Source organism: Streptomyces sp. NPDC101776 (assembly GCF_044766845.1).
Taxonomy (GTDB): Bacteria; Actinomycetota; Actinomycetes; order Streptomycetales; family Streptomycetaceae; genus Streptomyces.
The window spans coordinates 204,237-229,300 of record NZ_JBIWMV010000007.1 but is presented as its reverse complement, the minus strand read 5'-3'; the positions used below and the strand labels follow the sequence as shown (position 1 = coordinate 229,300).

The window sequence follows — 25,064 nt, the reverse complement described above, 5'->3', positions numbered from 1 at the left end:
GACGAGCGACGATATCAATGTTCTCCGTTGGCAAGAGGGTCGTTTTCACTTTCGTGGAACGGGAGTTGAGGTTGTCGTCAGGCGTCCCTGCCCCATGTGGTCTAGGGCCGCGTCGGCCGCCGCGAGCACGCTGCCCGTCGGGGCGCCCGCCGTCTCGGCGAGGTCGGCCAACAGCCTCACGTCCTTACGGAGCAGCGGTCCGGCGCGTTCGGCGAGCCGGTCGAGGGTGCCGCCCGCGGCCCGTACCCGGTCGAGCGCGAAGCTCGATCCGCTGCCGTGGAGGACGACCTCGGCGAGGGCGGCGCGCTCGATGCCGAACCCCGGTGCGAGGGCCAGGGTGTCGGCCGCGGTCGCCAAGTTGGCGGTGAACAGCAGGTTGTTGAGAAGCTTGGCGATCTGTCCCGCGCCTAGCGGGCCCATGTGGACGACCGGATCGCCGAACGCCTCGAACACCTTGCGGCAGTAGGCGACCGTGCCGGACTCACCGCCCGCCATCACCAACAGCCGACCCTCGGCCGCCGCGTTTCCGCCGCCGCTGACGGGTGCGTCGACCACGGAGACGCCGTGCACCCGGGCGCGCTCGGCGAGCCGTCGGCAGGTGTCGGGGTGGACGGTGCTGTGGACGGCGATCACCCCGCCCCGGCGCAGCCCGGTCAGCACACCCTGTTCGCCCGTGACGACCTGCTCGACATCGGCGTCGTCGACGACACAGACGCACACCAGGTCGCTGGCGGCGGCCAGTTCGACGGGGGACGCGGCCCGCTGTGCCGCGGTGTCCGCGAACGCGGCGAGCGTGGCCGGGCGGCGCGCCCAGAGTGTCGTGGCGAAGCCCGCCTCGACGATCCGACGGGCCATGGGAGCGCCCTGATTGCCCAGCCCGATGAATCCGACGCGCATCAGCGGGCCTCCTGGTCGACCGACTCGGGGGTGTTCTCTGGCGCGGGGGTGTTCTCGGACTCCGGCTCGGCACCCACCTGGGACTCGGCGTCGGGCTTGGGCTCGGTGTCGGCGGCCTTGGTCTCCGGTCGCCAGAACGTGCCCAGCAGCCCCCCGGTCGCCACCACGGCCACGCCCAGCGCGATGGCGCCGCCGGTCCAGCCGGTGACGTCGATGCCGGCCGCGTGGTCGACGGACCAGCGGCCGGGGCCCAGTACCGCGAGGGCCAGGGCGACGACGGCGAGGGTGAGGACGTACTCGTAGCCGTCCTTGAAGACGAAGAGCCCGTTGGGCCGGTGGGCGAGGAGCCCCGCGACCAGCATCACGGAGATCACGGCCGCGCAGGCCAGCGGGGTGAGCAGGCCGAGGACGAGCAGGACGCCCGCGCCGACCTCGGTGAACACGCTCGCCCAGGCCTGCAACACGCCCTGTCTCAGTCCGAGTCCGGTGAACCAGCGGGCGGTGCCCTCGATGCGGCCGCCGCCGCGCCAGTGATTGAGCCCGTGCATGATCATGATCAGTCCTACGACCACGCGTACGAGCAGCAGTACCGCGAACTCGGCGTCACTCATCCGGCCCTCCTCGGCAGACGGTCGATCCCGCCGTTCTCGTGTCCGAGAACGCACTCCTCGACGAAGGAGAGGATCTTCAGGTGGTATCCGGTCGCGGTGCGCCCGATGCTCAAGTTGTGGCCGCTGTCGGCCTGTTCGTCGGTGACGACCCGCGGGGAGCCGGTGAAGAGGCTCGCGATGTCGGCCATCGCCTCGGGCCCGGAGCTCCACACCCGTTCGTGGTCGCCGAGTGTGTAGTGGACGGGAATCCGTACGCGGGCCGCGACGTCGGCGAACTCCAGCGGCCAGCGGCGGGCCACGGTGGCCTCGTACGGCGGACCCGCCGACTGGATACGGGCGGCGCCGACGACCTCGTCCGGATACAGACGCGACGGCTCCCACAGCAGGTCGCGCAGTCCGGGTCCGGACCGTCTCGGCACGCCCGGGTCACGCCGTCTGAAGTCGAGGATGTCGACGGCGTCGGGCGCGTGATGGCGTCCAGTACCCGCGATCTCCAATCCGAGAAGGTCGTTCCGCCGCTCGTCGCCCGCCATGTGCACACCCAGGGCGCAGCCGATCGAGTGCGCCCAGAGGAACAGTCCCGCTCCGCGCGGACGCGAACCCAGCAACCGCTCCACCGCTCCGTAGGCGAGGTCCACACGTCGGGCGGGGGAAGCCATGCTCTCGCCGTACGGAGCCGAACTCCCGTATCCGGGACGGTCGATGGCGACGACCGTGAAGCCCAGTGCCGCGGCGGTGCGCAGGAGGGACAGTCGGGGTTGGTCCGGGTAGTCGAAGTATCTCGACGTCACCGCTCCCCCATGCAGCGCGACGAGCACCGCGCGCGGTTCGCGGGCCTCGCACAGCAGCGCCGACATGGGGATGCCGTCGACGTCGACGACCCGCGAAACGACCTCCGTGGTACGAGAGTTCATCCGTCCGCCCGGAAGAGGATCACGCCGCTCGGGGTGAGTCCGCCGCTGCTCGCCACCGCGACCCGCGCGCCGGACACCTGGCGTGGCCCGGCCGCGCCGCGCAGTTGGGTGATCGCCTCGTGGATCAGTCCCATGCCGTGGGTGCGGCCGTGGGAGAGCTGTCCGCCGTGGGTGTTCAGTGGCAGTACGCCGTCCCGTGCGATGTTCTTGCCTCCGTCCAGGAAGTCCTTGGACTCGCCGATGCCGCAGAACCCCAACCCCTCCAGCCAGGAGAGGCAGTTGAAGGTGAAGCCGTCGTACAGCTCGGCCACGTCGACGTCCTCGGGGCGCAGCGCGGTGCGGGACCACAAGTGGGCCGACTGGCCCAGGACTTGGGGTTCGTGGGTGAGTGTGCTCTGGTCCCATTCCAGGCGTTCCAGGATCTGGGTGCCGACCGCCTCGACCAGGACGGGCGGTTGGGCGAGGTCCCGGGCCACGTCCACGGCCGACACGATCACGGCGACCGCTCCGTCGCAGGGGACGTCGCAGTCGTAGAGGCCGAACGGGGTGGTGATCGGGCGGGCGTTCAGGTAGTCGTCCATGGTGAGCGGGTCGCGGTAGACCGCTGTGGGGTTGAGTGCCGCGTTGGCCCGCTGGTTGAGCGCGATCCAGCCGAGGGTCTCGCGGGTGGTGCCGTAACGGTGGAAGTGGCGTTGGGCGTTCTGGGCGAGGGTGTGGGCGGCCGAGATCCCGCCGAACGGCTTCATCCAGCCGTCCAGTTTGCGCGGTGGGTCCTGTGGGATCTTGCCGCGCCGCACGAGATCGCCGTAGGACGCCTCCCAGACCGTGCGGAAGCACAGCACGTGGCGGGCGAGTCCCCCGGCGACGGCGAGCATGGCGGAGATGAGCGAGCCGCAGGGGCCGAAGGTCTCGCTGCCGCCGTTGTACCAGGTGGGTTCGAGGCCGAGGGCCGATTCCAGGGCGGTGATCCCGCCTTCGCCGAAACCTCCGTACGCGGCTCCGGCGCCCGGGTAGGTGGCCAGGCCGTCGATGTCGTCGACGGTCAATCCGGCGTCGGCGATGGCCTGTTGGCAGGCCTGGACGGTGAGGGAGACCGGTGGGACGAGGAGGCGGCGGCCGATCTCCGACATGCCGATGCCGGTGATGGCGACCTTGTCCTCGAACTTCTCCGTGGTCACCATCGGCCGTACGCGGCGGGCGAGTTGGTGGGTGTCGACCTCGGCGAGCGGCAGCGGGTCGGGGGCCGGGTGGTCGCCGGCCGGGCGGAACAGGGGCAGCCAGGCATCCTCGACGGGTTCGAAGACGACCTCCATCCGCATGCCCAACTCCAGCTCGTCCGGGGTGCATTGGACGGCGTTGGTGGTGAGCCGGATTCTGGGGTCCTCCTCCAGGGCGACCTGGGCCACGACGTAGGGCGCGGGCAGGCCGGGCAGGGCGAAACGGTGGTTGACGGTGAAGCCGATCAGCGTCGCACGGCCGGAGACCGCCCGGACGCCCATGTCATGGCCGTGGCAGTACCGGCAGACCGGCTGCGGTGGGTGGATGAGGGCCGCGCAGGACCCGCACTCCGCCACCCGCAGCCGGCCGTCGGCGCCGGAGGTCCAGAAGAACGCGTTCTCCTCCGTGACCACCGGCCCCGGACGCTGATGGTCCGTCATGAGTCGATCCGGGCCTTGGACTTGCGGACGGTGACCGGTTCGGCGAGGCGCTGTTCGTCACAGACCTTCTGGAGTTCGGCGAGGGTCTCGTCGAGTCCGGCGCCGAGCCGTTCGCCCGGGGTGAAGGTCGCGGGGAGGTGGCGCATGCCCTGGATGACACCGATGGTCTCGTAGTGGACGGCGCCTTCGGGGTCGCACGCGTAGTCGGGCATCCGGTCGAGGACGGCCGTGACCATCCGCTTGAACACCGTGCGGGCCACGTTGGAGCCGATGCAGCGGTGGATGCCGAGGCCGAAGCTGCTGTGCCGGTTGCCCTTGCGTTCCATGTCGATGCGGTCCGGGTCGGGGAAGACCGAGGGGTCGCGGTTGGCCATCGCCCAGGAGAGCCAGAGGCGTTCACCCTCCTTGAACTCGGTGCCGGCGATCTCGCAGTCGGCGGTGATGGTGCGGCCGTCGCCGGGAGCGGGGGTGTAGAAGCGCAGGAACTCCTCGGTCGCGGAGTCCAGCAGGGTCTTGCGGTCGCGGCTCAACCGGGCGCGTTCGTCCGGATGTTGGGAGAGCCATTCGAGGGAGTGGGCGGTGAGCGCGGTGGTGGTGTCGAAGCCGCCGCCGATCAACAGGGCGCACACGCCGAGGAGTTCGCCGTCGTCGGGGTTGCGGCCGTTGATGTCGGCGCGGACCAGCGCGTCGACCAAGCCCGGGCGGGGGTTCTGGCGGACCTCCGCGAGCTGGGCCATGAGGTCCATGCCCATCTTGCGGCTCAGGTCCAACACCCGTGGCATATCAGGCGAGTTGGGGGGTGTGTAGACGGAGGCGTGGGCCGGTTCGTTGTAGATCGTCCAGTGCTCCAGCGGGATGCCCATCATCGCCAGGGTGAGCACGGCGGGGACGATGTTGGCCAGGTCGTCCACGAAGTCGATGCGCCCGGACTCGATCTTCTCGTCGATGCTGGCGCGGACGACCTCGTCGACGAACGGGACCCAGCGCTGGATCGCCGCCGGCGACAGGTACGGGTTGAGGGTCTGCCGGTAGTACCGCTGGTCCGGCGGGTCCATCTCCAGGAACCCGCCCCGGCCCTTCCGCTCGGGGGGCGGCGCGGGGATGGAGATCCCGTTGTACCCGCGCCGCTCCCCCTTCACGTCGTGGTCGTTGGAGAGGAACTCCGCGGACCGCGCGAGTTCGAAGACCTCACGGTTGCCGCTCGCTACCCAGTGGCCGCCGTGGGTCTCCGTCCAGGCGATCGGGCACTGCCCGTGCAACTCGTGGGTGATGTCCTCGAACCGGTCCCGGTAGTCGGGTGTGTGCCGGTCGAAGTGCACCTGGGGGTGCTTACGGCCACCGTCGTCGACGGCCGCGTCTTCCGTGGTCATGCGGAGTCCTCTCCTGCTCGGTGGATGAGGTGGGGGGTCAGGAGATGAGGGAGATCGCCCGCTCCGGGCAGGACAGGACCGCCTCGCGGACGTCCGCCTCCTGATCGGCGGGGACTTCCTCCTCGACGACCGAGGAGTGCCCGTCGATCTCGCTGAGTTCGAAGGTGTCCGGTGCGCGCATCGCGCAGAGCGTGTGGCCCTGACAGCGCTCCGGGTCGACTCGTACCTTCACGGTCCTTCCTTCCTGCCGTGGGTGAACGGGGGGCGTGGTGTGGCTACTTGAGGTCGGACAGCGACTTTCCGACGTCCGCCAGGGTCGGCGGCTTGCCGTAGTTGCCCTTGAACTTGTAGGAGGGCGCGTCGCAGCGGTAGGCGCCATCGGTGGGCTTGAAGTCGGCCGGCACCCAGCCGATGGTGGTGGCCTTCTCGACGTTGAAGCACTTCAGGGGCTCGTCGGGCGAGGACAGGTTGACCGATGCCTGGAGCCCTCCCCCGGTCCAGTCGGTCTGCTTCTTGGCGTTCTCCAGGACACAACTGCGGGTCAGTTCCGCGCAGTCGCGGGCGGAGGTGGCGAACAGCAGCCAGCTGGAGAAGGCCTGCATGGCGGGCAGGGTGATCTGCGCGTCGGGCGCGTACTGCTTGAACAGGGCGACCATCTCCTTCGTCGCCGGGTTGGCGTCGGCCTTCTCCAACGGGTAGGCGCCGTTGATGGAGGCGAAGTTGGTCTGTGCAGCGAGCGCGGGGCCGGCCAGTTTGAGGAAGGCGGGGCCGTAGGCGTTGCTGTTCGCGTCGATCCAGTCGAGCTTGTAGTCGATGTTGGTGAGGGCCTGCTCCAGCTTCGCCAACTGGGTGAAGTCCCCCAGGAACACGAGTCCCTTGACCTTCTTGGTCTTGATGGACTGGGCGTACGGCGTCCAGTCGGAGACACCCTGTGCCGGGTAGAGGTCGGAGTAGGTGACCTTGCCGCCCATCGCGGTGAGGACTTCCTTGTCCTGCCCGGCGAGGGCCTTGGTGATGGGCACGTCACCGGTGATGATGCCGACGCCGCTCGCCGACGAGGGGTAGGCCTCCTTCAACAGCCAGGAGTAGTAGCCGGCGTAGGGCGAATAGCCGGTCGAGGCGCCCGTGGTCATCACCTGGAGGTCCGCGCCGATCTCGGTGGTGACCTGTGCCGGGAACTCGGGGAGCAGGCACTTCAGGCGGGTCTTGACACCCAGGCCGTCGAGGGCGGCGCCGCCGCCCACCTCGAAGAAGTCGGTGCGGCAGGCCTCGATCATCTGCTGGTTGACCTGCATGAGCGCGGAGTCGTGCGTCACCGGGGTGATCTTGCGGCCGTTGATGCCGCCGGCGGCGTTGCACCATGAGGTGAAGACCTTCGCCGCGTTCCCGAACTCCGGGTTCTTGGTGAAGCCGACGTCGCTGAAGACGCCGACCTTGATCTCGGAGCTGGTGACTCCCTGGCTGGTGACGGTCTTGGCCGTCCCCTTGCCGCACACGGACTTCAGCGTGCCGAAGTCCGCGGTGGCCGTGTCGGCGGCTCCGGTGGTCGAAGGGCTGCTGGTATCCGCGGACTTGGTGCGGCCGGAACATCCGGCCGCGGCCGCGAGGGCCAGGACGAGCGCGGGGATAAGCAAGCGTCTCATCGGTTCTCCTCGTTGAGAATGTGAGTCCCGCTGTCGGGTGGTCAGGTGACGGCGCCCGCCGCCTTGAGCGCGATGATGCGGTCCCAGTCCAGGCCCAGTTCGAGGAGGATCTCCTCGGTCTGGGCGGCGAACTCGGGTGCGGGGCCGAGGCTGGGGGCTTGCACGTCGAACTGCACGGGGCTGCTGACCAGTTCGAGCTCTCCTGCCGGCAGCAGGTACTCGTTGGCTCTGATCTGCGGGTCCTCGCCCACTTGCAGGGAGTCCTGCACCGGGGCCCACGGCCCGGCCAGGGTGGCGAAGCGCCGGCTCCACTCCGCGAGGGTGCGGGTGGTGAGGATCTCGCGCAGGATCTTGACGGCCTCAGCCGTGTTGGCGATGAGGTTCTCGGCCGTGTCGAAGCGCGGGTCGTCGGCGAGTTCGGGCCGGTCGATGTGCCGGCACACATCGGCCCAGAACTTGCCGGGCTGCATCATGACGAACGCCAGGTGGTGGCCGTCGGAGGTCTCGTACAGCCCGGACAGGGGGTTGGCGACGGAGCCGTGGGTGCCGACGGGCGGCGGGATCCAGGGCTTACCGAGGTGCAGGGAGAGCGCGGTGGCGTGACCCATCGCCCACAGTCCGCTGCCGAGCAGGGAGACGTCCACGACGGACGGTTCGCCGGTGCGTTCGCGTTTCAGGAGCGCCGCCGCGATGCCGCCGGCGAGGTTGGTGCCGGAGATGGTGTCGCCGTAGGCCGGTGACGGCGGGTTGATGATGCCGTCCGTGCCGGCCGGGGTGATGCTCGCGGCGGTGCCGGCGCGGGCCCAGAACGCCGTCATGTCGTAGCCACCCTTCCCCGCTTCCGGTCCGCGCGGCCCGAAGGCACTGCCCCGGGCGTAGACGATGCGGGGGTTGACGGTACGGATGTCGTCGACGTCGATGCCGAACCTGTCCCGGTGGCCGGGAAGGAAGCTGGTCAGGAACACGTCGGCGTGCCGCGCCAGTTCGTACAGCACCTCCTTTCCCTCGGGCCGGGAGATGTCGAGGCCGAGGCTGCGCTTGCCGCGGTTGGCGTGTTCGACGTTGGGGTTGGGGTCGCCCTCGACGCGCATGGTGCCGGTCTGGCGGAGACCGCGTTGCGGGTCGCCGGTGACGGCGTGCTCGACCTTGATGACGTCCGCTCCCCAGTCGGAGAGGACGGCTCCGGCCGAGGGCACGAAGCCGTACATGGCGACTTCGAGGACGCGGATGCCTTCGAGCGGCATCATGACCGGACCACGACCGCGAAGGACTTGTACTCCAGGAACTCCTCCAGGCCGGGCACGCCGCTCTCCCGGCCGATGCCCGACTGCTTGTAGCCGCCGAACGGCACGTCGGCGGCGAAGTAGTTGCCGCCGTTGATGCTGAAGGTGCCGGTGCGGATCCGGCGGGCGAGGGCGATGGCCCGCTCGTCGTCGGCGCTCTGGATGCCGCCGGAGAGGCCGAAGATCGAGTTGTTGGCGATGCGGACGGCGTCGTCATCGTCGTCGTACGGAATCACCACGAGCACCGGGCCGAAGACCTCGTCCTGGGCGATCTCACTGTCCGGATCGACGTTACTGAGGAGGGTCGGCCTGTAGAAGAAGCCGGGATCGATCTTCTCGCCACCGGTGACGAGGTTCGCACCGGCGGACACCGCCCTCTCGACCATCCCGTCCACCTTGTCGCGCTGTCGCTCGCTGATGAGCGGGCCCGCGAAGGTCTTGGGGTCGGCGGGGTCGCCGAGCGGGATGCGGCCGAGGCCTGCCGCGACCTTCTCGACGATCTCGTCGTGGTGCTCCCTGGGCACGAGCAGCCGGGAGGTGAGCGCGCAACCCTGCCCGGAGTGGGAGCAGATGGTGCCGGCCGCGAACATGGCGGCGGTGGCGAAGTCGGCGTCGTCGAGGACGATCATGGCGGACTTGCCGCCGAGTTCCAGGAAGACCTTCTTCACCGTGCGGCTCGCGGCCTCCATGATGCGGCGGCCGGTCGCGGTGGAACCGGTGAAGGTGATCATGTCGACGTCGGGGTGGGTGGTGAGCGTCTCGCCGACGTCGGCACCGGAGGATGTGAGGACGTTGACCACGCCGGGCGGTATGTCCGTGTGCTCGGCGATGAGTTGACCGAGGAACAGGGTGGTGAGCGGGGTGTCGGGGGCGCCCTTGAGGACGACCGTGCAGCCGGCCGCGAGCGCGGGTGCGAGCTTGGCCAGGGCCAGTTGGTTCGGGTAGTTGTAGGCGATGATCGCGGCGACGACCCCGGCCGCCTCCTTCTCCACCCAGCGGCGGTGGCGCTGGCCGCGGATCTCGACCTCGCCCAGATCCTCTGTCAGCGGGTACTTGCGCAGCAGGTCCGCGTAGAAGCGCACCAGCTTGACGGGGTCGTCGAGCTGGGGGCCGTAGGTGAGCATGCGGGGCGCGCCGACCTCGGCGATGGTCAGCTCGCGCAGCTCCTCGACGTGGTCGAGGAGCGCCTGGTGGAGCTGGTCGAGGCAGCGGATGCGCAGGTGTACGTCGGTGGCCCAGGTGGTGGTGTCGAAGGCGGCGCGGGCCGCGGCCACGGCCGCTTCGGCCTGGGCGGTGGTGGCTTCGGGGGCGTGGCCGTAGACCTCGCCGGTGGCGGGGTTGAGGGAGGGGAACGTCCGCTCCCCGTCTACCAGTTGGCCGTCGATGAGCAGGCGGGTCACAGCCGCACCACCTGTCCGCCGTCCACGCTGATGGTCTGTCCGGTCAGCCAGCCGGCGTCGTCGGAGAGCAGGAACAGCACGGTGGGGGTGAGGTCGCCGGGGGTGCCCATCCGTTTGATGGCCAGGGCCTGGGTCATCCGCTGCTGGAACTCGACCGGTACGACGGTGGCCGTGGCCTCGGTGTCGGTGGGGCCGGGGGCGATGCCGTTGACGCGGATGCCCCGGCCGCCGAGTTCGGCGGCGAGGGACGCGGTGAGGTGGTTGATGCCGATCTTGGCCAGGCCGTAGTAGCCGCTGGCCATATAGGCGGCGGCGGAGGACTGGTTGACGATCGCGGCGCCCTCGGTCAGGTGCGGGACGACGGCCCGGGTGACGTAGAGGGCGCCCATCAGGTTCACCTGGATGAAGCGGTTGAGGTAGTCGAGGTCGATGGTGGTGAGGCCCTCGCGCCGCATGCTGTGGTAGATCGCGGCGTTGTTGATCAGGTAGTCGATGCGGCCGAACTCGGCGACGGTGGCGGCGGCCAGCGCGTCGGCCGAGGCGGGGTCTCCGACGTCGACCTTGACGAAGAGCGCGGAGTCCAGTTCCTTGGCGACGCGCTGCCCCTGCTCCTCGTTGATGTCCGCGACCACGACCCGCGCACCCTCGGCGGCCAGCGCCCGGGCGTAGTCCTCGCCGATTCCCTGTCCCGCTCCGGTGACGATCGCCACCTTGTCCTGGAACCGCATCCTGTTCTCCTCGCATGGATGGGCGGCTTGCTCCAATGAAGCGGAAACTACATTCTCCTTAAACGCGAATCAACCATCCGGAAGCGAGAATGTCATCCTGACCGATGCCTGACAGGTGCACGGAAGTCGGCGAACAGCCCCCGCCTGCGCGGGACTTCCGGAAGCACCAAGGACGAGAATACGCTTCTCAGATCTGGAAGGGAGATTTTCATGATCGAGACTCAGGGGGTTCCGGCATGAGGACTGCCCTCGTCACAGGCGGCGGCTCCGGCATCGGACTGGCCATCGCGCAACGCCTGGAGGCCGACGGCCTCCAGGTCGCCACCCTCGACCTCAACCCGTCCGACAGCGGCTTCTCCCGGAAGGCCGACGTCTCCGACCGGGCCCAGGTGGACGAGGCGCTGACCGAGATCCGGGAGCAGCTCGGCCCGGTCACGGTTCTGGTCAACGCGGCCGGCATGGAGGGCTACAAGCGCTTCGCCAATCTCACCTTCGAGGCCTGGCAGCGGGTCATCGACGTCAATCTCCACGGCGTCTTCCACTGCGTCCAGGCCGTTCTGCCGGACATGGTGGAGGCCGGCTGGGGCCGGATCGTCAACATCTCCTCCTCCAGCGCGCAGTCCGGCCAGCCGTTCATGACGCACTACGTGGCCGCCAAGTCGGCGGTCAACGGGCTGACGAAGGCGCTGGCCCTGGAGCTGGGTCCGCAGGGCATCACCGTGAACGCGGTTCCGCCCGGCTTCATCGACACACCCATGCTGCGCCGTTCCGAGGAGCGCCAACTGCTCGGCGGGACGGTCGAGGACCACATCCAACGCACTCCGGTACGGCGGGTCGGGCACCCGGAGGACATCGCCGCGGCGTGCGCCTTCCTCGCGTCCGAGGAGGCCGGCTACATCACGGGCCAGATCCTGGGCGTGAACGGCGGGCGGAACACGTGAACCAGAACGGCGATCACGAGCAGGGCGAGAACGCCGCCGCGCGCCGCGAGAACGGGAACACCGCCGCCGGGAACGGCGTCCGTATCCCTCCAGTGCCGTACGACGACTGGGACCACGACCTGTTCTCGGTCATCAACCCCCATCGCAAGCTGCCGGAGGCCAACGTCCTGGGGATCTTCCAGCGGCATCCGGCCCTGGCCCGGGCGTTCCTGACGTTCAACATGCACCTCAACACCACGACCCTGCCGGTGCGCGTCCGCGAGCTGGCCGTCATGCGCGTGGCCTGGCGCCGGGGCAGCAGATACGAGTGGGCGAGTCACGTCCTGATCGGCCGGAAGTACGGGGTGACCGAGGCCGAGATCGAAGAGGTCCGCACCGGCGCCGACACCTTGCTCAACCGGGCGGTGGACGAACTGGACACCGACTCGGGCCTGTCGGACACGACGTACGCGGCACTCGCCGCCGACCTGGACGAACACCAGGTCATGGACCTGGTGTTCACGATCGGCGCCTACACGATGCTCACGATGGCCCTCAACACCTTCGGCGTGGAACTCGATCCTGTGATCTCGGAAGAGAACTTCAGTTTCCCAAAAAGAGAATGGTATTCTCACAAGCGAGAGGGGTGATCCCATGCCACACTTCGCCAAGCCGGCGGCCGGAAGCTGGACCGAGAACTACCCCGAGCTGGGCACGAGCCCTGTGAACTACGAGGACTCCATCGACCCCGCGTACTACGAGGCGGAGAAGGAGGCGATCTTCAAGAAGACCTGGCTGAACGTCGGCCGGGTCGAGCAAGTCCCCAAGGTCGGCAGCTACTTCACGAAGGAGCTGGCGGTCGCCGACACCTCACTGGTGATCGTGCGGGGCAAGGACAAGGAGATCCGGGCCTTCCACAACGTCTGCCGCCACCGCGGCAACAAGCTCGTGTGGAACGACTACCCGGGCGAGGAGGTCAAGGGCACCTGCCGCCAGTTCACCTGCAAGTACCACGCCTGGCGTTACAGCCTCGACGGCGATCTCACCTTCGTCCAGCAGGAGAAGGAGTTCTTCGACCTGGACAAGGCGGACTACGGCCTCAAGCTGGTCCGCTGCGAGGTCTGGGAGGGGTTCGTCTTCGTCAACCTCGACCCCAACGCCCAGCCGCTCAAGGAGTATCTGGGCGAGTTCGCCAAGGGACTTGAGGGCTACCCCTTCCACGAGATGACCGAGGTCTTCACGTACAAGGCGGAGATCGGCAGCAACTGGAAGCTGTTCATCGACGCGTTCGCGGAGTTCTACCACGCGCCCGTCCTGCACATGAAGCAGGCCGTCAAGGACGAGGCCGACAAGCTCTTCAACGTCGGGTACGAGGCGCTGCACTACGAGATCCACCCCCCGCACTCGATGATCTCCTCCTGGGGAGGCATGTCCCCGCCCAAGGACCTGACCATCGTCAAGCCCATCGAACGCGTCCTGCGCAGCGGCCTGTTCGGACCGTGGGAGGCACCCGACATCGAGGGCCTCGACCCGCTTCCCCCCGGTCTCAATCCGGGTGGGCACCGCGCGTGGGGCAACGACTCCTTCGAGTTCTTCCCGAACATGACCCTGCTGATCTGGAAGCCGGGCTGGTACCTGACGTACCACTACTGGCCGACGGCGGTGGACAAGCACATCTTCGAGGCCAACCTGTACTTCGTGCCCGCCAAGACGGCGCGCGAGCGGCTCAAGCAGGAGCTGGCGGCGGTGACGTTCAAGGAGTACGCGCTCCAGGACGGCAACACCCTGGAGGCCACCCAGACGATGCTCAAGAGCCGGGTCGTCACCGAATTCCCGCTCTGCGACCAGGAGTTGCTGCTCCGCCATCTGCACAAGACGGTCGCCGACTACGTCAAGGAGCACACCGATGCTGCCCAGTGAGTTCGCGGCACTCGAACCGTTCAGCGAGTGGGTCCTGGAGTCCGAGCGCGACCGGTACAGCAAGCGCCTCGCCAGCTCCATGGAGGAGATGCAGGCGTTCTACGACGCCGCGTTCCCGCTGCTGGAACAGGCCTCCGACCACCTCGACAAGTTCCCGCTCTCCGAACTCCCTGAGCAGGAGCGCAACTTGCTGCTCCTGCTGTTCTCCCTGGTGAACATCTCGTTCCCGGTCGAGGTCTGGAAGCAGGCCCGGGTGCCGGACAGCGGAGCCGCCTACATGGACCTCGTCGTCGAGCCGAAGGTCTGAACCGTCGTGCTCACACTCAGAGCGGCGCGTGTACTGCACGTGGAGACGGGCGAGTTCGAGCAGCCGGGCATCGTCACGGTCGACGGCGAGCGCATCACGCACGGCGGCGGCGCGGGCGGGGGTGCCGGAGAGAACGAGGTTCTCGACCTCGGTGATGTGACTCTGCTGCCCGGTCTCATGGACATGGAGGTCAACCTCCTGATGGGCGGCCGGGGAGAGACGCTCGCGCTCTCCCCCGTCCAGGACGATCCCCCGCTGCGGATGCTCCGCGCGGTGGGCAACGCCCGGCGGACCCTGCGCGCGGGGTTCACCACGGTCCGGAATCTCGGCCTGTTCGTGAAGACGGGCGGCTATCTGCTGGACGTCGCGCTGGCGAAGGCCATCGACGCCGGCTGGATAGACGGCCCGCGCATCGTGCCCGCCGGACACGCCATCACACCCACCGGCGGGCATCTCGACCCCACGATGTTCGCCGCGTACGCCCCCGGAATCATGCCTCTCTCCCTGGAGGAGGGCATTGCCAACGGTGTCGACGAGGTGCGCAAGGCCGTCCGTTACCAGATCAAGCACGGGGCACGGCTCATCAAGGTCTGTGCGTCCGGGGGCGTGATGTCCCACACGGGCACCCCCGGCGCGCAGCACTACTCCGACGAGGAGCTGCGTGCCATCGTCGACGAGGCCCACCGGCGCGGACTGAAGGTGGCGGCCCACACGCATGGGGCCGACGCCGTCCGGGCCGCGGTGGAGGCGGGCATCGACTGCATCGAGCACGGCTTCCTGCTCGACGACGACACCATCGCGCTGATGGCGGAGAGGGGCACTTTCCTGGTGCCGACCACCGCTCTCATCGAGGGGATGGACATGTCCCGTGCGGCGCCCGAACTGGTGGCGAAGGCCGCCGAGATCTTCCCCCGGGCGAAGACCGTGGTGGCCAGGGCCGGCAAGGCGGGTGTCCGGATGGCGCTGGGCACGGACGCGCCGGCGATTCCGCACGGCCGCGGCGCGCAGGAGCTGATCGCCCTCGTCGACCGAGGCATGACTCCCCTGGAGGCGCTCCGGGCGGCGACCGTCAACGCGGCGGAGTTGATCGACGCCGACGACCGGGGCCGTATCGCGGAGGGCCTGCTCGCCGATCTGATCGCGGTGCCGGGCAATCCGCTGGAGGACGTCTCCGTGATGGCGGACGTGCGGTTCGTGATGAAGGGCGGGAAGGTGTTCCGCGACGAGCGCCGCTGAGGACAACGCCTCTGAGGTCAACACCCCATCCGGTCGGGCGAGTTGATCAGACCGGCCCGTCGAGGGGTCGTAGCATCCGCAGGATCATGTCGACCGTGCGCTCGACGGGACGGTTGCGGGCCGTGACCGTGGACAGGAGGGTGCGGGTCAGCACGGCACCGAGAAGCATGTCGAAGACGTCGTCCGGGTCCACGGCGGGGTCGACGGTTCCGGTCGGCGCGGCGCGCAGGATGTCCTGGAACTGCGGTCGCGCCGACACGCGCAGCAGCATCTCGGGCGGCCGGGGCCGGCTCGACGTCTGGGAGTGCGCGAAGAGACCGGCCGCCGCGGCGCGGGCCGCGGGGGCGCCGAAGGCCGCCAAGTAGGCGCGGACGAACCGGCGTAGGTCACGTCGCAGGTCCCCCGTCGGACGGACGCTCAACGGGCTGAGCCCGGGGAACGTGGCCTCCTCGATCAGCTCGATCCGGGACGGCCAGCGGCGGTAGATGGCGGAGGCGTGCACGCCGGAGTGCTCGGCCACCGCCTGGATCGTCGTGGCGTCGAAGCCGCGCTGGACGAGCAGTTCGCGCGTCGCCGCGAGGGCCCGTTCGTTGATGCTCGTGTCACGGGGACGGCCCGGGGCGCGGCGCGGTTCTGCCATGCCGTGATTGTAGTGACCGGGCGGTGTTCCGGTGTTCTTCAATTATAGGAGACCGTCTTCTGTAATTCCCGCTGTGTGGCTACAGTCCGAAGGAGCCGGACTTCGGAGTGCCGAGGAGGGTCTGATGCGTGCTGCTGTGCTGCGGGGCGGGACGGTCGAGGCACGGATCATCGACGATCCGGTGCCCGGACCGGGCCAACTCCTCGTCCGCTCGCTGGCGTGCGGGATCTGCGCGTCGGATCTGCACTTCATGGACCATCCGGAGGCGGGCGCCGACGACGACAGCGGAATGTCGACGTACGACAGGGACGTCCACATCGTGATGGGTCACGAGTACTGCGCCGAGGTCGTGGACTACGGCCCCGGCACCGAGCGGCGGATCCCGGTCGGGACGCGGGTGAGTTCGCTGCCCGTGCTGGCCACCCCGGCCGGTCGCAGGATCATCGGCCAGAGCCCCGAAGCACCGGGCGGGTTCGATGAGTTGTTCTTGCTGACCGAGGCCGTCACCCGGGTCGTGGTGTCGGACCTGCCGAGCGAGGTCGTGTGTGTCGCCGACGCGGTCTCGGTGGGCTGGTCGACCGCGTCGCGCGCCCAACTGACCGCGAACGAGGCGCCATTGGTCATCGGCTGCGGCGCCATCGCCCTCTCGGCGATCGGCCGGCTCAGAAGTCTCGGCGTCGGTCCGATCGTCGCGGCCGATCTCGTCGCGTCGCGCGACCGCGCCGGCCATGGGCGCCGATGTGGTCGTCGATCCGGCCGAGGTCTCACCGTACGAGGCTCGGCGCAACGCGGCCGGTCCGCGGGCGAGTTGTGTCGTGTTCGAGTGCGTCGGCGTCCCGGGTGTTCTCGACTCGATCATCAAAGGGTGCGAACGCGGCACCCGGATCCTCTCCGTCGGCGGTCCGCCCCAGGGCGATCATCTGCACACCCTGACCGCCAAACGGAAGGGCATCAACATCCAGTTCGGGGGCGGCCCGTCGATGGACCACTGGGACGAGGCGTTCCGGGCGGTCTGCTCCGGCAGCCTCGATGTCGGGCCGATGCTCGGGCACACCGTCGGCCTCGACGGGGTACCGGCCGCGCTCGACGCGGCGCGGGACGCCGACGGGCCGGCCCGGATCATCGTCGTACCAGGGAGCTGACCACACTCATGAGCGAGACCGGCGAACTTGCCCAACTACGCGCCACCGTCGAGTCGTTGGCGGCGAAAGTGCGCGCCTTGGAGGACCAGGTCGAGATCACTCAGCTCGTCGCCCAGTACGGCCCGGCGGTCGACAGTGGCTCGGGCGAGGCCGCGGCGGCGCTCTGGACCGAGGACGGTGTCTTCGACGCGGTCCCCCATCTGCGGATGGAGGGCCGGGACGGCATCGTCGGCATGGTCCACGGCCCGGGCCACCAGAGCGTGATCCACAACGGCTGCGGTCATGTGCTGACCGCGCCGCACGTCGTCGTCGACGGCGACCGGGCCACCGGCCGCAGCCACGCGCTGCATCTGCGATGGGACGCCGACGCCGGACGGTTCTGGGTGTTCCAGGTCTCCGCCAACACCTGGCGCTGGGTGCGCACTTCGGAGGGGTGGCGGATCGCCGAGCGGATCAACGCCAACCTCGACGGCACCGACGGACCCCGCGCGATGCTGGCGCCGTCCGGCACATCAGCTTCGCTGGAGGAGAGTTGAGGATCGGGTTCATCGGGGCGGGCCGGATGGGGCGGCCGATCGTCGACCGTCTGGTGTCCGCCGGGCAAGACGTCACGGTCCATGTGCGCCGACCGGAGACCCGGGCGGCGTCCCAGGAGGCCGGATTCGCGCGGGCCGAGACGATCGGGGCGACGGTCCGCGACGCCGACGTGGTGTTCGTCGCCGTGCTGAAGGACGAGCAGGTGCGAGCGGCCTGCCTCGGTGCGGAAGGCGCCCTCTCGAGCATGAGGCCGGGGGCGACGCTCGTCCAGCACACCACCTCCCATCCCGGTACCGCGGAACTGCTCGCCGAGGTGGGCGGGGAGCGTGGTGTCGGGGTGCTGGACGCCGCGCTGTCGGGCGGCCCGTACGACATCGCCGCGGGCCGGCTCACCCTGTGGGTCGGCGGGGACGAGGCCCAACTGGACGTGATGCGCCCGCTGTTGGAGACGTACGCCTCGCCGGTCCTGTTCGTGGGGCCGGTCGGCAACGGTCAGCGGGTCAAGCTCGTCAACAACGCCCTGTTCGTGGCGCAGGTCGGGCTCGCGGTCGACGCGGTGCGGGTGGCGGGGTCGTTGGGGATCGACGAGAAGGCGATTCTCGCGGCTCTGCAGCACGGCAGCGGTGCCAGCCGCGCGCTCGGTGTCGTCGCCGGTGGGGGTTCGGTCGAGACGGTCGCGGGGCGGCTGGCGGACCTGATGAGCAAGGACGTCGACGTGGTGCGTGAGGTGGCGCGTGGTGCCGGGGCCGACCTCGGGATCATCGGGACGGTGCTGTCGTCGGACGCGGTCGAGAAGAAGGTTCTCCGTTCGCCCTGAATGATCCGTTCTCCCCGAGAGATCCGTTCTCCCCGAACGATCCGCACGATCTGAATGAGGAGCAGGAAGTGACTGAATCGCTCACCGCCAAGTACGGGCCGTGGGGTGTCGTCGCCGGCGGGTCGGACGGGGTGGGTGCCGCGTTCGCCCACCGGATGGCCGCCCAGGGGATGAACATCGTGCTGGTGGCCCGGCGCCTTCCCGTGCTGGAGGCCTCCGCCGATGAGATCCGGGACCGCTACGGCGTCGAGGTCCGTGCCGTCGCGCTCGACCTCAGCTCCCCGAGCGCCTTGTCGGAACTGGAGGAGGCGACCGCCGGTCTGGAGGTGGGCCTGTTCGTCTACAACGCGGGCAGCGACGACCGCAGCGTCCCGTTCCTCGACAAGGAACTCGGCACACACCTCGGGCTGGTGCAGCGCAACTGCGCCGCCGTGCTCGAAGCGGCCTACCGCTTCGGCGGCCCGATGGTGGCGCGCAAGCGGGGAGCCGTGGTCCTGGTGACCTCGGGCGCCGCGTGGGCCGGTGGCGCCACGCTCGCCGCCTACGGCGCGTCGAAGGCGTTCGACCTCATCCTCGCGGAGAGCCTGTGGGCGGAGTGGCAGGGCAGCGGGGTGGACGTCCTGGGGCTCGTGCTCGGCAGGACCGACACCCCGTCCCTGCGCCGGACCGAAGGTGTCCAAGGCGGCTCCTACGGCGGTGACTTGGCCGACCCCGCCGATGTGGCCGCCGAGGCGCTCGACCATCTCTCCGACGGCCCCACCTGGATCTACGGCAGCCCCGCCCCGACCGGCGGTTCACCGTTCGGGGCGCTGAGCCGCCGGGACGCGGTCCTGGCGATGAGCCGGGGCGCGAACACTCACCGCGAGTGATGACGACACGTGCGGTCGCGGCCTACTGCTCCTTGAGGCGTTCCTTCATGGCGTCGAGCTTCGTGAGAATGGGATATCCGCTCACGCTCAACGCGTTCCCGTGTCCCGTCTCGTGGATGTCGAACACGGACTGGATGGCGGCGTAGAAGCCCTGGACGTCGAGGCTCTGGTTGACCGCGCGCTTGGCCTGGCGGAGGCCGAAGGACGGCATGCGGGCGATCTGGTGGGCCAACGCCAGTGCCTCGGTGTCCAGTTGGTCGAGGGGGACGACCCTGTTCACCATGCCGACCTGCTCCGCCTCCTCGGCGGTGACGGCCCGTCCGGTGAAGAGGATCTCCTTCGCCTTGCGCGGGCCCAACTCCCAGGTGTGGCCGTGGTATTCGACTCCGCCGATGCCCATGTGCACGACGGGGTCGGAGAATTCGGCGTTCTCGGCGGCCACGATCAGGTCGCAGGGCCAGCACAGCATGAGTCCGCCCGCGATGCACTTGCCCTGGACCGCGGCGATCGACGGCTTGGGGACGTTGCGCCAGCGGAGCGTGTACTCCAAGTACCGGCGGGATTCCGCGCTGTAGATCCACTCCAGGGTGATCTCCTTCGGGGCCGGCCAGCGGTCCTTGAGGTCGTGGCCGGAGGAGAAGTGTTTTCCGTTGCCCCGCAGGAGGATCACCTTGACCTCCTCGTCGGCGGCGGCCCGGCGCCAGGCGGCGTCCAACGCGTCGAGGAGAACCGCGTTCTGGGCATTGGCGACCTGGGGCCGGTTCAGGGTGATGACCGCGACCTTGTCGTCGACCTCGTAGAGGACCTCGTCCGTGTCCGCTGTGTCTGCCATGGGTCCTGTCTTCCGTCGGCTCTATCGGGGCAGGCCGAGGATGCGCTCGGCGATGATGTTGCGCTGGATCTCGGAGGTGCCGCCGGCGATGGTCCCGCCGAAGCTGCGCGCGTACCGCTCGAACCAACTGGCCGTGAACGCACCCAGGTTCATATGGGTGTACGGCCCCGTCTGCACCGGATGCAGCAGCGCCTCGGCCCCGTGGTGTTCGAGGGCGTGCAGTTCGGCGCTCTGCGCGGCCTCGGAGCCGAGCAGCTTGAGCACCGAGATCTCCACCGGGTTGCGGTCGGGTCCGAGCAGCCGGTAGCCGAGCAACCGCAGTGCCTGAACGTCCGTTTGGAGGGTCGCGTACCACTCCTCGTCACAGGCGGAGTCCTGGATCAGGCCGTCCATCCGCTCGGCGTAGTGCACCCACAGCAGGGTCCGTTCATGGCCGAGCGATCCGTTGGCCACGCGCCAGCCCTCGTTCAGGGGGCCGACGAGGTTCTCCTTCGGGACCCGGACATCGGTGAAGAACACCTCGTTGAAGTCGAGGTCGTCGGGCGCGGCGATCGATCCGAACGGCCGCCTGACCAGGCCTTCGGAGTCGGTCGGGATCAGCAGGACGCTGATGCCCTTGTGCTTGGGCGCGTCGGGGTCGGTGCGGACGAAGGTGAGCAGGACGTCGGCGTCGTGCGCGCCCGAGGTCCACACCTTCTGCCCGTTGACGACGAAGTGGTCGCCGTCGAGAACCGCGCGGGTTCGCAGCCCGGCCAGGTCCGAGCCCGCTCCGGGTTCGCTCATGCCTAGCGACGCGGTGATCTCGGCGCGCAGCAGCGGTATGGCCCAGTCGCGTTTCTGTTCCTCGGTGCCGAAGGTGAGCAGTGAGGCCGCGATGATGTTGAGGCCCTGCGGGTTGAAGCTGTGGTAGATCCGCCGCCGGGACAACTCCTCCAGGTGGGCGACGACTTGGGGCAGGGTGGCGTTGCGGCCGCCGTACTCGGGCGGCTGCGCGGGCAGCAGCCAGCCGGCGTCGAAGAGCTTGCGCTGCCAGCGGCGGGCCCAATCCGGTATGTGCGCACTGGACTTGGAACGAACCGTGGCTTCTTCGGGGGTGGGCAGGTGTGCGTCGAGGAAGTCGCTGAAATCGGCGCGGAACTTCTCGACCTCGGGGTCGGGGGCCAGCCTCATACCAGCAGCGCCTTCCTGTGCTCGGACGCCGTGCCGAGGAGCAGGTCCCCGGCCTTGGCCCGCTTGAGATGGATCTGCAGTTCGTTCTCCCACGTGTAGCCCATGGCTCCGAAGAGCTGGAACCCGTTGCGGAAGCAGACCTGTTGGCAGTCTCCGGCGGCGGCTTTGGCCATCGCGGCGGCACGGCCGCGACGCGGGTCGTCCTCGGCGATGGTCAGTGCGGAGAAGTAGGCGAGCACCTTGGCGCGTTCGATGGCGACGTACATGTCGGCGGCCTTGTGCTTGACGGCCTGGAACGAGCCGATGGGCACGCCGAATTGGTGTCGTTCCTTCACATGGGCGACGACCAGGTCGAGGATGCGCCGGCAACTGCCGACCGTGCTGACCGCGAGGCCCATCAGGGCCAGGTCCGGTACGCCGGCGACCAGGTCCGGCACGTCCACCCGGGCGACATGCAGGGTCGGGTCGAACACGGACAGCCGCTCGGCCGCCAGGTCCTTTCCGTCCCGTACGACCACGCCCTCGGAGGTGAGAACGGCGATCTCGTCCGCGCGGTCGGCGTCCAGGACGAACCGTCCCTCCCCGTCGAAGACGCCGGTGCCCGAGCCGCGCGGCAGCCGTCCGGCCAGCGGCGCGAACCAGGTCGCGGTGGCGAGGAAGGGTGTCGGGTCGGCGACGTACCCCAACTCCTCCAGGACGATGGCGAGTTCCACCGGAGGGGCTTCGAGCCAGCCCAACTCCAGGTAGGTGTCCCAGAGTTGCTTCTCGGGCAGCGACCGTGACTTGGTGATCGTCTCGCGGACCACTCGCTGGAGCAGCCGCTGCTCGTCGTCGAACTCAAACTCCATGCGCGACCTCCAGAAGGACCTTGCCGATGGCGCGGCGCCCCAGGCTGAGGGCGGCGGCGACTTCGGCGAGCGGATACACGGCGTGGACGCGGGGCCGGATCTTCCCGGCGGCGAACAGTCCGTGGAGTTCGGTGCGGGCGGCGACCAGGTCGTCGCGCCGGTGCCGCGCCCAGCCGCCGAGGTCGAAGCCGTGCAGGCTGACACCTTTGAGCATCGGAAGGTTGAGCGGGATGCGCGGGATCTCGCCGCTGGCGAACCCCACGCTCACGAACCGCCCGCCCCAGCGCATGGCCCGCAACGCCTCCTCCGCGTACGGCCCGCCGACCGGGTCGATCACGACATCCGCGCCACCCACGTCCCGCAGGCTCCGCTTCAGATCGTCGTACGACAGGGTCAGCCGCGCGCTCTGCTCGGCGCACACCGCCCGCTTCTCCTCCGTCGAGGCGATGGCGACGACCTCCGCGCCGAGCAGCGCGGCGAGTTCGACGGTCGCGAGGCCGACCCCTCCGGCCGCGCCGAGGACGGCCACCCGTTCTCCCGGCTGAACGTCGGCGACCAGGCGGAGGGCGTCGAAGGCGGTGGCATGGCTGACCCCGAAGGCCGCCGCGCGCTCGGTGGGGATTCCCTCGGGGATACGGCTCAGGCCTGCGGGGCGGGCGGTGACGCGTTCGGCGAAGGCACCTACGAACATCGAGCCGAAGACCCGCTCGCCCTTCTCGAATCCGTGCGCGGACGCGGCGACCACGCCGGCGAACTCGCTGCCGGGGGTGAAGGGCGGCTCCGCCTTCACCTGGTAGGCGCCGTCGATCACGAGGACGTCGGCGAAGTTGACGGCGGCGTAGTGCACGTCGACCGGGATGCCGCCCTCCGCTGCGGTCAACTCCCCTACAGGGATCACTGGTTCGGGAATGTCCTCGACGACCACCGGGCCGCCGACGGCGTTGCAGCGGGCGGCTCTCATAGCCGGGTGGTCGCGGCGAGTTCGGCCGCCTGGGCGGCCATCTGCAGGACGACGTCGCCGTAGTGGGCCATTTTCGGGTTGCCGCCCTCGCCCTTCACGTGGCGGGCGTAGCCGCCTTCGAGGACCACGGCCATCTTGAAGCGGGCGAGGATCACGTAGTAGTCGATCTCGCTGACGTCACGCCCGCTGACCTTGGCGTAGTGCTCCAACAGGTCGGCGCGGTCGGGCATGCCGGTGTAGTCGACGTACCCCTTCTGGGTGCGGTCCTCGTCGGCGTCCGGCCAGCCCATGATCACCCAGCCGAGGTCGAGCAACGGGTCGCCGACGGTGGCCATTTCGAAGTCGACCAGGGCCGCGAGCCGGGCGGGCGCGCCGTGGTGGAACATGACGTTGGCGAACTGGTAGTCGCCGTGGATGATGCCGGGTTCCCAGTGGGCGGGCCGGTGTTCCCGCAGCCAGGCAGCGGCGTTCTCCAGGCCGGGTATCTCACGGAACTCGAACTTGGCGAGGTGGGCGAGCCAGCGGTCGACCTGCCGGTCGTGGAAACCGTCCGGACGGCCGAAGCCCTCCAGTCCCTGGGCCCGCCAGTCGACGTTGCCCAACTTCGCTATGCCCTCGACGAGTTGGTAAGCGAGCTCGGGGCGCAGGGACAGGTCACCGAGGAACGGCTCGGGCCAGCCCCCGGAGTTCATCGGCGACCAGCCGTCGACGTTGGCCATGAGGTAGAAGCAGGAGCCGAGCACGCTCGTGTCGTCGCAGACCGCGATCGCCTCGGGGTGCGGGACGTCCGTGCCGTTGAGGGCGTTGAGAACGCGGTATTCGCGGAGCATGGTCTCGTTGCGCCCCGGCGGAACGATCTCCGGCGGTTTGCGCAGCACCATGCTCACGTCGCCGCGCCGGATGCCGTAGATGTCGTTGGAGGTGCCTCCGGAGATGTACGAGGTCTCGACGGGTTCACCGGGGGCGATGCCCTGGCCGTCCAGCCAGTGGGCGAGCGATTCCGTGTCGGCGAGCGTCACAGCAGGTCCTCCAACTGCTTCCGGGCCCATTCGCGGCGGGTGGGCAGGTGCTGGGTGGGCCAGAGGCCGGGGGCCGCTTCGTAGCCGCGCAGGACGTCACGGGCGACGGTGATCTTGTGGACCTCGGTGGGGCCGTCGACGACCGCCATGACGGCGGCGCCGTTCCACATGTCGGAGAACGGCATTTCGTTCGAGACACCGAGGGCGCCGTGCAGATGCATCGAGCGGTACACGATGTCGTGCAGCACCTTCGGGGTGAGGAACTTGATGGCGGCGATGTCCTTGCGGACGCGCTTGTAGTCCTGGTAGCGGTCGATCTGCCAGGCGGTGTAGAGCACGAACAGCCGGAACTGGGCGAGTTGGGCGTAGGAGTCCGCGAGGTCGGCGCGGACGAGTTGCTTGTCCGCGAGCCGCTCGCCCTGGGTCTCGCGGGACAGGGCCCGCTCGGCCATCATGTCGAGCGCCTTCTGGCTCTGGCCCACGACCCGCATCGCGTGGTGGACACGGCCGCCGCCGAGCCGGGTCTGGGCGATCGCGAAGGCCTGGCCCTCGCCGCCGAGCAGCGCGTCGGCGGGGACGCGGACGCCGTCGTAGGCGATGAGCGCGTGCATGCCCTCGTCGGTGGCCTCGCCCATGATGCCGAGGTGGCGCTCGATACGGACGCCGGGGGTGTCGCTGGGCACGAGGAACATCGACATGCCCTTGTACGGGCTGACGTCGGGGTTCGTCACAGCCATCACGATGACGAACTTCGACGTACGGGCGTTGGAGGAGAAGAACTTGCGGCCGGTGATGACCCAGTCGTCGCCGTCCCGTTCGGCGCGGGTGGTGAACATCGTGGGGTCGGCGCCGGCCTGCGGTTCGGTCATCGAGAAGCAGGAGAAGCACTCGCCCTCCAGCAGCGGCCGGAGGTAGCGCTCCTTCTGCTCGTCGGTGCCGTAGCGGGCGATGATCTCGGCGTTCCCGGTGTCGGGGGCTGCCGTGCCGAAGATGACGGGGGCCCAACTCGACTGGCCCAGGATCTCGTTGATGAGCGCCAGCTTGACCTGGCCGAAGCCTCGGCCGCCGAGCTCGGGGCCGAGGTGCGGTGCCCACAAGCCCTCGTCGCGGACCTGTTGCTTCAACGCCCTTACGACGGGGCCGAGTTCGTCGTCGAGGGGATGGTACGCCCGGTCCGGGTACAGCAGGTCCAGCGGCTCCACACGCTCGGCGCGGAACTGCCTGATCCACTCCAGCTTCTCCTCGAACTCGGGCTCGGTGGAAAAGTCCCATGCCATGTCAGACGAACCTCCTGCCAACCCGGACGAATGAAGATGAGAATATCATTCTCATCTCACGCAAG

The 25,064-nt window shown here is 69.1% G+C and carries 28 protein-coding genes and 1 pseudogene; 10 read left to right on the top strand and 19 right to left on the bottom strand.

The features are described from left to right. Positions 1–45 precede the first annotated feature (45 nt). From ACIRRY_RS23705 to ACIRRY_RS23660, 10 genes are read right to left on the bottom strand one after another with little or no spacing between them, the layout of a single operon-like run. Positions 46–897, bottom strand: coding sequence for an NAD(P)-dependent oxidoreductase (locus ACIRRY_RS23705; RefSeq protein ID WP_403976000.1), 852 nt, complete (start codon positions 895–897; stop codon positions 46–48). Further along, positions 897–1,508, bottom strand: coding sequence for a DoxX family protein (locus ACIRRY_RS23700; protein WP_403975998.1), 612 nt, complete (start codon positions 1,506–1,508; stop codon positions 897–899). Before ACIRRY_RS23700 ends, ACIRRY_RS23705 begins: the two co-directional genes overlap by 1 nt. After that, positions 1,505–2,422 (bottom strand): alpha/beta hydrolase, encoded by a 918-nt coding sequence (locus ACIRRY_RS23695; protein WP_403975996.1) that lies wholly within the window; start codon positions 2,420–2,422, stop codon positions 1,505–1,507. The genes ACIRRY_RS23700 and ACIRRY_RS23695 overlap by 4 nt, the downstream gene beginning before the upstream one ends. Continuing rightward, positions 2,419–4,080: a thiolase C-terminal domain-containing protein gene (locus tag ACIRRY_RS23690; RefSeq protein WP_403975993.1), complete on the bottom strand. Its 1,662-nt coding sequence runs from the start codon at positions 4,078–4,080 to the stop codon at positions 2,419–2,421. Before ACIRRY_RS23690 ends, ACIRRY_RS23695 begins: the two co-directional genes overlap by 4 nt. After that, on the bottom strand, positions 4,077–5,450 hold the full coding sequence (locus ACIRRY_RS23685) for a cytochrome P450 (protein ID WP_403975990.1): 1,374 nt from the start codon (positions 5,448–5,450) through the stop codon (positions 4,077–4,079). The genes ACIRRY_RS23690 and ACIRRY_RS23685 overlap by 4 nt, the downstream gene beginning before the upstream one ends. A gap of 37 nt (positions 5,451–5,487) precedes the next feature. Further along, on the bottom strand, positions 5,488–5,682 hold the full coding sequence (locus ACIRRY_RS23680; protein WP_200676576.1) for a ferredoxin: 195 nt from the start codon (positions 5,680–5,682) through the stop codon (positions 5,488–5,490). Between the two features lie 43 nt (positions 5,683–5,725). Beyond that, positions 5,726–7,093 carry an ABC transporter substrate-binding protein gene (locus tag ACIRRY_RS23675; RefSeq protein WP_403975986.1) on the bottom strand — a complete coding sequence of 456 codons (1,368 nt, stop codon included), beginning with the start codon at positions 7,091–7,093 and terminating at the stop codon, positions 5,726–5,728. 41 nt (positions 7,094–7,134) lie between these two features. Further along, positions 7,135–8,340 (bottom strand): CaiB/BaiF CoA transferase family protein, encoded by a 1,206-nt coding sequence (locus tag ACIRRY_RS23670; RefSeq protein WP_403975983.1) that lies wholly within the window; start codon positions 8,338–8,340, stop codon positions 7,135–7,137. Further along, the gene (locus ACIRRY_RS23665) at positions 8,337–9,776 is read right to left on the bottom strand and encodes an aldehyde dehydrogenase family protein (RefSeq protein ID WP_403975980.1); all 1,440 of its coding nucleotides are present in this window, start codon (positions 9,774–9,776) and stop codon (positions 8,337–8,339) included. Before ACIRRY_RS23665 ends, ACIRRY_RS23670 begins: the two co-directional genes overlap by 4 nt. After that, positions 9,773–10,504, bottom strand: a complete 732-nt coding sequence (locus ACIRRY_RS23660) for an SDR family oxidoreductase (RefSeq protein WP_403975977.1) — start codon at positions 10,502–10,504, stop codon at positions 9,773–9,775. Before ACIRRY_RS23660 ends, ACIRRY_RS23665 begins: the two co-directional genes overlap by 4 nt. Before the next feature lie 236 nt (positions 10,505–10,740). Here ACIRRY_RS23660 and ACIRRY_RS23655 point away from each other — a divergent pair, with 236 nt between their 5' ends. The 5 genes from ACIRRY_RS23655 to ACIRRY_RS23635 are packed head-to-tail and all read left to right on the top strand — an operon-like array spanning position 10,741 to position 14,887. Further along, complete coding sequence (locus ACIRRY_RS23655) at positions 10,741–11,445, top strand: SDR family NAD(P)-dependent oxidoreductase (RefSeq protein ID WP_403975975.1); 705 nt, start codon at positions 10,741–10,743, stop codon at positions 11,443–11,445. Continuing rightward, positions 11,442–12,074, top strand: coding sequence for a carboxymuconolactone decarboxylase family protein (locus ACIRRY_RS23650; protein WP_403975973.1), 633 nt, complete (start codon positions 11,442–11,444; stop codon positions 12,072–12,074). The genes ACIRRY_RS23655 and ACIRRY_RS23650 overlap by 4 nt, the downstream gene beginning before the upstream one ends. 4 nt (positions 12,075–12,078) lie before the next feature. After that, positions 12,079–13,344, top strand: coding sequence for an aromatic ring-hydroxylating dioxygenase subunit alpha (locus tag ACIRRY_RS23645; protein WP_403975971.1), 1,266 nt, complete (start codon positions 12,079–12,081; stop codon positions 13,342–13,344). Next, complete coding sequence (locus ACIRRY_RS23640; RefSeq protein WP_403975969.1) at positions 13,331–13,651, top strand: hypothetical protein; 321 nt, start codon at positions 13,331–13,333, stop codon at positions 13,649–13,651. Before ACIRRY_RS23645 ends, ACIRRY_RS23640 begins: the two co-directional genes overlap by 14 nt. Before the next feature lie 6 nt (positions 13,652–13,657). Further along, positions 13,658–14,887, top strand: coding sequence for an amidohydrolase family protein (locus ACIRRY_RS23635; RefSeq protein WP_403975966.1), 1,230 nt, complete (start codon positions 13,658–13,660; stop codon positions 14,885–14,887). A gap of 46 nt (positions 14,888–14,933) precedes the next feature. Here ACIRRY_RS23635 and ACIRRY_RS23630 read toward each other — a convergent pair whose 3' ends face one another. Together ACIRRY_RS23630 and ACIRRY_RS23625 are read right to left on the bottom strand one after the other, a co-directional pair. After that, positions 14,934–15,527 carry a TetR/AcrR family transcriptional regulator gene (locus ACIRRY_RS23630; RefSeq protein ID WP_403975964.1) on the bottom strand — a complete coding sequence of 198 codons (594 nt, stop codon included), beginning with the start codon at positions 15,525–15,527 and terminating at the stop codon, positions 14,934–14,936. Positions 15,528–15,606: 79 nt separating this feature from the next. Then, positions 15,607–15,774, bottom strand: coding sequence for a hypothetical protein (locus ACIRRY_RS23625; RefSeq protein WP_403975961.1), 168 nt, complete (start codon positions 15,772–15,774; stop codon positions 15,607–15,609). On the opposite strand from ACIRRY_RS23625, the pseudogene ACIRRY_RS23620 reads away from it, so the two are divergent. Further along, positions 15,709–15,966: pseudogene (locus tag ACIRRY_RS23620) on the top strand (alcohol dehydrogenase catalytic domain-containing protein); the annotation flags it as partial. The gene ACIRRY_RS23625 and the pseudogene ACIRRY_RS23620 sit on opposite strands and share 66 nt — an antisense overlap. Here the strand turns inward: ACIRRY_RS23620 and ACIRRY_RS23615 are convergent. Continuing rightward, positions 15,882–16,151: a hypothetical protein gene (locus ACIRRY_RS23615; protein WP_403975959.1), complete on the bottom strand. Its 270-nt coding sequence runs from the start codon at positions 16,149–16,151 to the stop codon at positions 15,882–15,884. The pseudogene ACIRRY_RS23620 and the gene ACIRRY_RS23615 overlap by 85 nt on opposite strands. A 104-nt stretch (positions 16,152–16,255) precedes the next feature. Here ACIRRY_RS23615 and ACIRRY_RS23610 point away from each other — a divergent pair, with 104 nt between their 5' ends. From ACIRRY_RS23610 to ACIRRY_RS23595, 4 genes are all read left to right on the top strand, one after another. Then, positions 16,256–16,669, top strand: a complete 414-nt coding sequence (locus ACIRRY_RS23610; protein WP_403975957.1) for a zinc-binding dehydrogenase — start codon at positions 16,256–16,258, stop codon at positions 16,667–16,669. 8 nt (positions 16,670–16,677) lie between these two features. Beyond that, positions 16,678–17,205, top strand: a complete 528-nt coding sequence (locus ACIRRY_RS23605) for a nuclear transport factor 2 family protein (protein WP_403976393.1) — start codon at positions 16,678–16,680, stop codon at positions 17,203–17,205. Beyond that, a complete protein-coding gene (locus ACIRRY_RS23600) occupies positions 17,202–18,023 on the top strand; it encodes an NAD(P)-dependent oxidoreductase (RefSeq protein WP_403975954.1) in 822 nt (273 codons plus the stop codon). The genes ACIRRY_RS23605 and ACIRRY_RS23600 overlap by 4 nt, the downstream gene beginning before the upstream one ends. Before the next feature lie 68 nt (positions 18,024–18,091). After that, a complete protein-coding gene (locus tag ACIRRY_RS23595) occupies positions 18,092–18,892 on the top strand; it encodes an SDR family NAD(P)-dependent oxidoreductase (protein ID WP_403975952.1) in 801 nt (266 codons plus the stop codon). 22 nt (positions 18,893–18,914) lie between these two features. Here ACIRRY_RS23595 and ACIRRY_RS23590 read toward each other — a convergent pair whose 3' ends face one another. Genes ACIRRY_RS23590 through ACIRRY_RS23565 form a run of 6 tightly spaced genes read right to left on the bottom strand, consistent with a single transcriptional unit; the run spans position 18,915 to position 24,999 of the window. After that, complete coding sequence (locus ACIRRY_RS23590) at positions 18,915–19,724, bottom strand: enoyl-CoA hydratase (RefSeq protein ID WP_403975950.1); 810 nt, start codon at positions 19,722–19,724, stop codon at positions 18,915–18,917. A gap of 21 nt (positions 19,725–19,745) precedes the next feature. Further along, positions 19,746–20,894 carry an acyl-CoA dehydrogenase family protein gene (locus ACIRRY_RS23585; RefSeq protein WP_403975947.1) on the bottom strand — a complete coding sequence of 383 codons (1,149 nt, stop codon included), beginning with the start codon at positions 20,892–20,894 and terminating at the stop codon, positions 19,746–19,748. After that, a complete protein-coding gene (locus ACIRRY_RS23580; RefSeq protein WP_403975945.1) occupies positions 20,891–21,742 on the bottom strand; it encodes an acyl-CoA dehydrogenase family protein in 852 nt (283 codons plus the stop codon). Before ACIRRY_RS23580 ends, ACIRRY_RS23585 begins: the two co-directional genes overlap by 4 nt. Then, a complete protein-coding gene (locus ACIRRY_RS23575; RefSeq protein ID WP_403975943.1) occupies positions 21,732–22,703 on the bottom strand; it encodes an NADPH:quinone oxidoreductase family protein in 972 nt (323 codons plus the stop codon). The genes ACIRRY_RS23580 and ACIRRY_RS23575 overlap by 11 nt, the downstream gene beginning before the upstream one ends. Then, positions 22,700–23,722, bottom strand: coding sequence for a phosphotransferase family protein (locus ACIRRY_RS23570; RefSeq protein WP_403975941.1), 1,023 nt, complete (start codon positions 23,720–23,722; stop codon positions 22,700–22,702). Before ACIRRY_RS23570 ends, ACIRRY_RS23575 begins: the two co-directional genes overlap by 4 nt. Next, entirely contained in the window at positions 23,719–24,999 is a 1,281-nt protein-coding gene (locus ACIRRY_RS23565; RefSeq protein WP_403975939.1) for an acyl-CoA dehydrogenase family protein, read from the bottom strand. Before ACIRRY_RS23565 ends, ACIRRY_RS23570 begins: the two co-directional genes overlap by 4 nt. Positions 25,000–25,064: the final 65 nt, after the last annotated feature.

Bases quoted from the DNA above. Each gene is read 5' to 3' on its own strand.
- ACIRRY_RS23700 (WP_403975998.1), bottom strand. From the start codon at position 1,508: ATGAGTGACGCCGAGTTCGCGGTACTGCTGCTCGTACGCGTGGTCGTA.
- ACIRRY_RS23605 (WP_403976393.1), top strand. From the start codon at position 16,678: ATGAGCGAGACCGGCGAACTTGCCCAACTACGCGCCACCGTCGAGTCG.
- ACIRRY_RS23610 (WP_403975957.1), top strand. From the start codon at position 16,256: ATGGGCGCCGATGTGGTCGTCGATCCGGCCGAGGTCTCACCGTACGAG.
- ACIRRY_RS23575 (WP_403975943.1), bottom strand. From the start codon at position 22,703: ATGAGAGCCGCCCGCTGCAACGCCGTCGGCGGCCCGGTGGTCGTCGAG.
- ACIRRY_RS23695 (WP_403975996.1), bottom strand. From the start codon at position 2,422: ATGAACTCTCGTACCACGGAGGTCGTTTCGCGGGTCGTCGACGTCGAC.
- ACIRRY_RS23630 (WP_403975964.1), bottom strand. From the start codon at position 15,527: ATGGCAGAACCGCGCCGCGCCCCGGGCCGTCCCCGTGACACGAGCATC.
- ACIRRY_RS23640 (WP_403975969.1), top strand. From the start codon at position 13,331: ATGCTGCCCAGTGAGTTCGCGGCACTCGAACCGTTCAGCGAGTGGGTC.
- ACIRRY_RS23670 (WP_403975983.1), bottom strand. From the start codon at position 8,340: ATGATGCCGCTCGAAGGCATCCGCGTCCTCGAAGTCGCCATGTACGGC.
- ACIRRY_RS23655 (WP_403975975.1), top strand. From the start codon at position 10,741: ATGAGGACTGCCCTCGTCACAGGCGGCGGCTCCGGCATCGGACTGGCC.
- ACIRRY_RS23615 (WP_403975959.1), bottom strand. From the start codon at position 16,151: ATGACCAATGGCGCCTCGTTCGCGGTCAGTTGGGCGCGCGACGCGGTC.
- ACIRRY_RS23675 (WP_403975986.1), bottom strand. From the start codon at position 7,093: ATGAGACGCTTGCTTATCCCCGCGCTCGTCCTGGCCCTCGCGGCCGCG.
- ACIRRY_RS23565 (WP_403975939.1), bottom strand. From the start codon at position 24,999: ATGGCATGGGACTTTTCCACCGAGCCCGAGTTCGAGGAGAAGCTGGAG.
- ACIRRY_RS23645 (WP_403975971.1), top strand. From the start codon at position 12,079: ATGCCACACTTCGCCAAGCCGGCGGCCGGAAGCTGGACCGAGAACTAC.
- ACIRRY_RS23685 (WP_403975990.1), bottom strand. From the start codon at position 5,450: ATGACCACGGAAGACGCGGCCGTCGACGACGGTGGCCGTAAGCACCCC.
- ACIRRY_RS23705 (WP_403976000.1), bottom strand. From the start codon at position 897: ATGCGCGTCGGATTCATCGGGCTGGGCAATCAGGGCGCTCCCATGGCC.
- ACIRRY_RS23585 (WP_403975947.1), bottom strand. From the start codon at position 20,894: ATGAGGCTGGCCCCCGACCCCGAGGTCGAGAAGTTCCGCGCCGATTTC.
- ACIRRY_RS23580 (WP_403975945.1), bottom strand. From the start codon at position 21,742: ATGGAGTTTGAGTTCGACGACGAGCAGCGGCTGCTCCAGCGAGTGGTC.
- ACIRRY_RS23660 (WP_403975977.1), bottom strand. From the start codon at position 10,504: ATGCGGTTCCAGGACAAGGTGGCGATCGTCACCGGAGCGGGACAGGGA.
- ACIRRY_RS23590 (WP_403975950.1), bottom strand. From the start codon at position 19,724: ATGGCAGACACAGCGGACACGGACGAGGTCCTCTACGAGGTCGACGAC.
- ACIRRY_RS23690 (WP_403975993.1), bottom strand. From the start codon at position 4,080: ATGACGGACCATCAGCGTCCGGGGCCGGTGGTCACGGAGGAGAACGCG.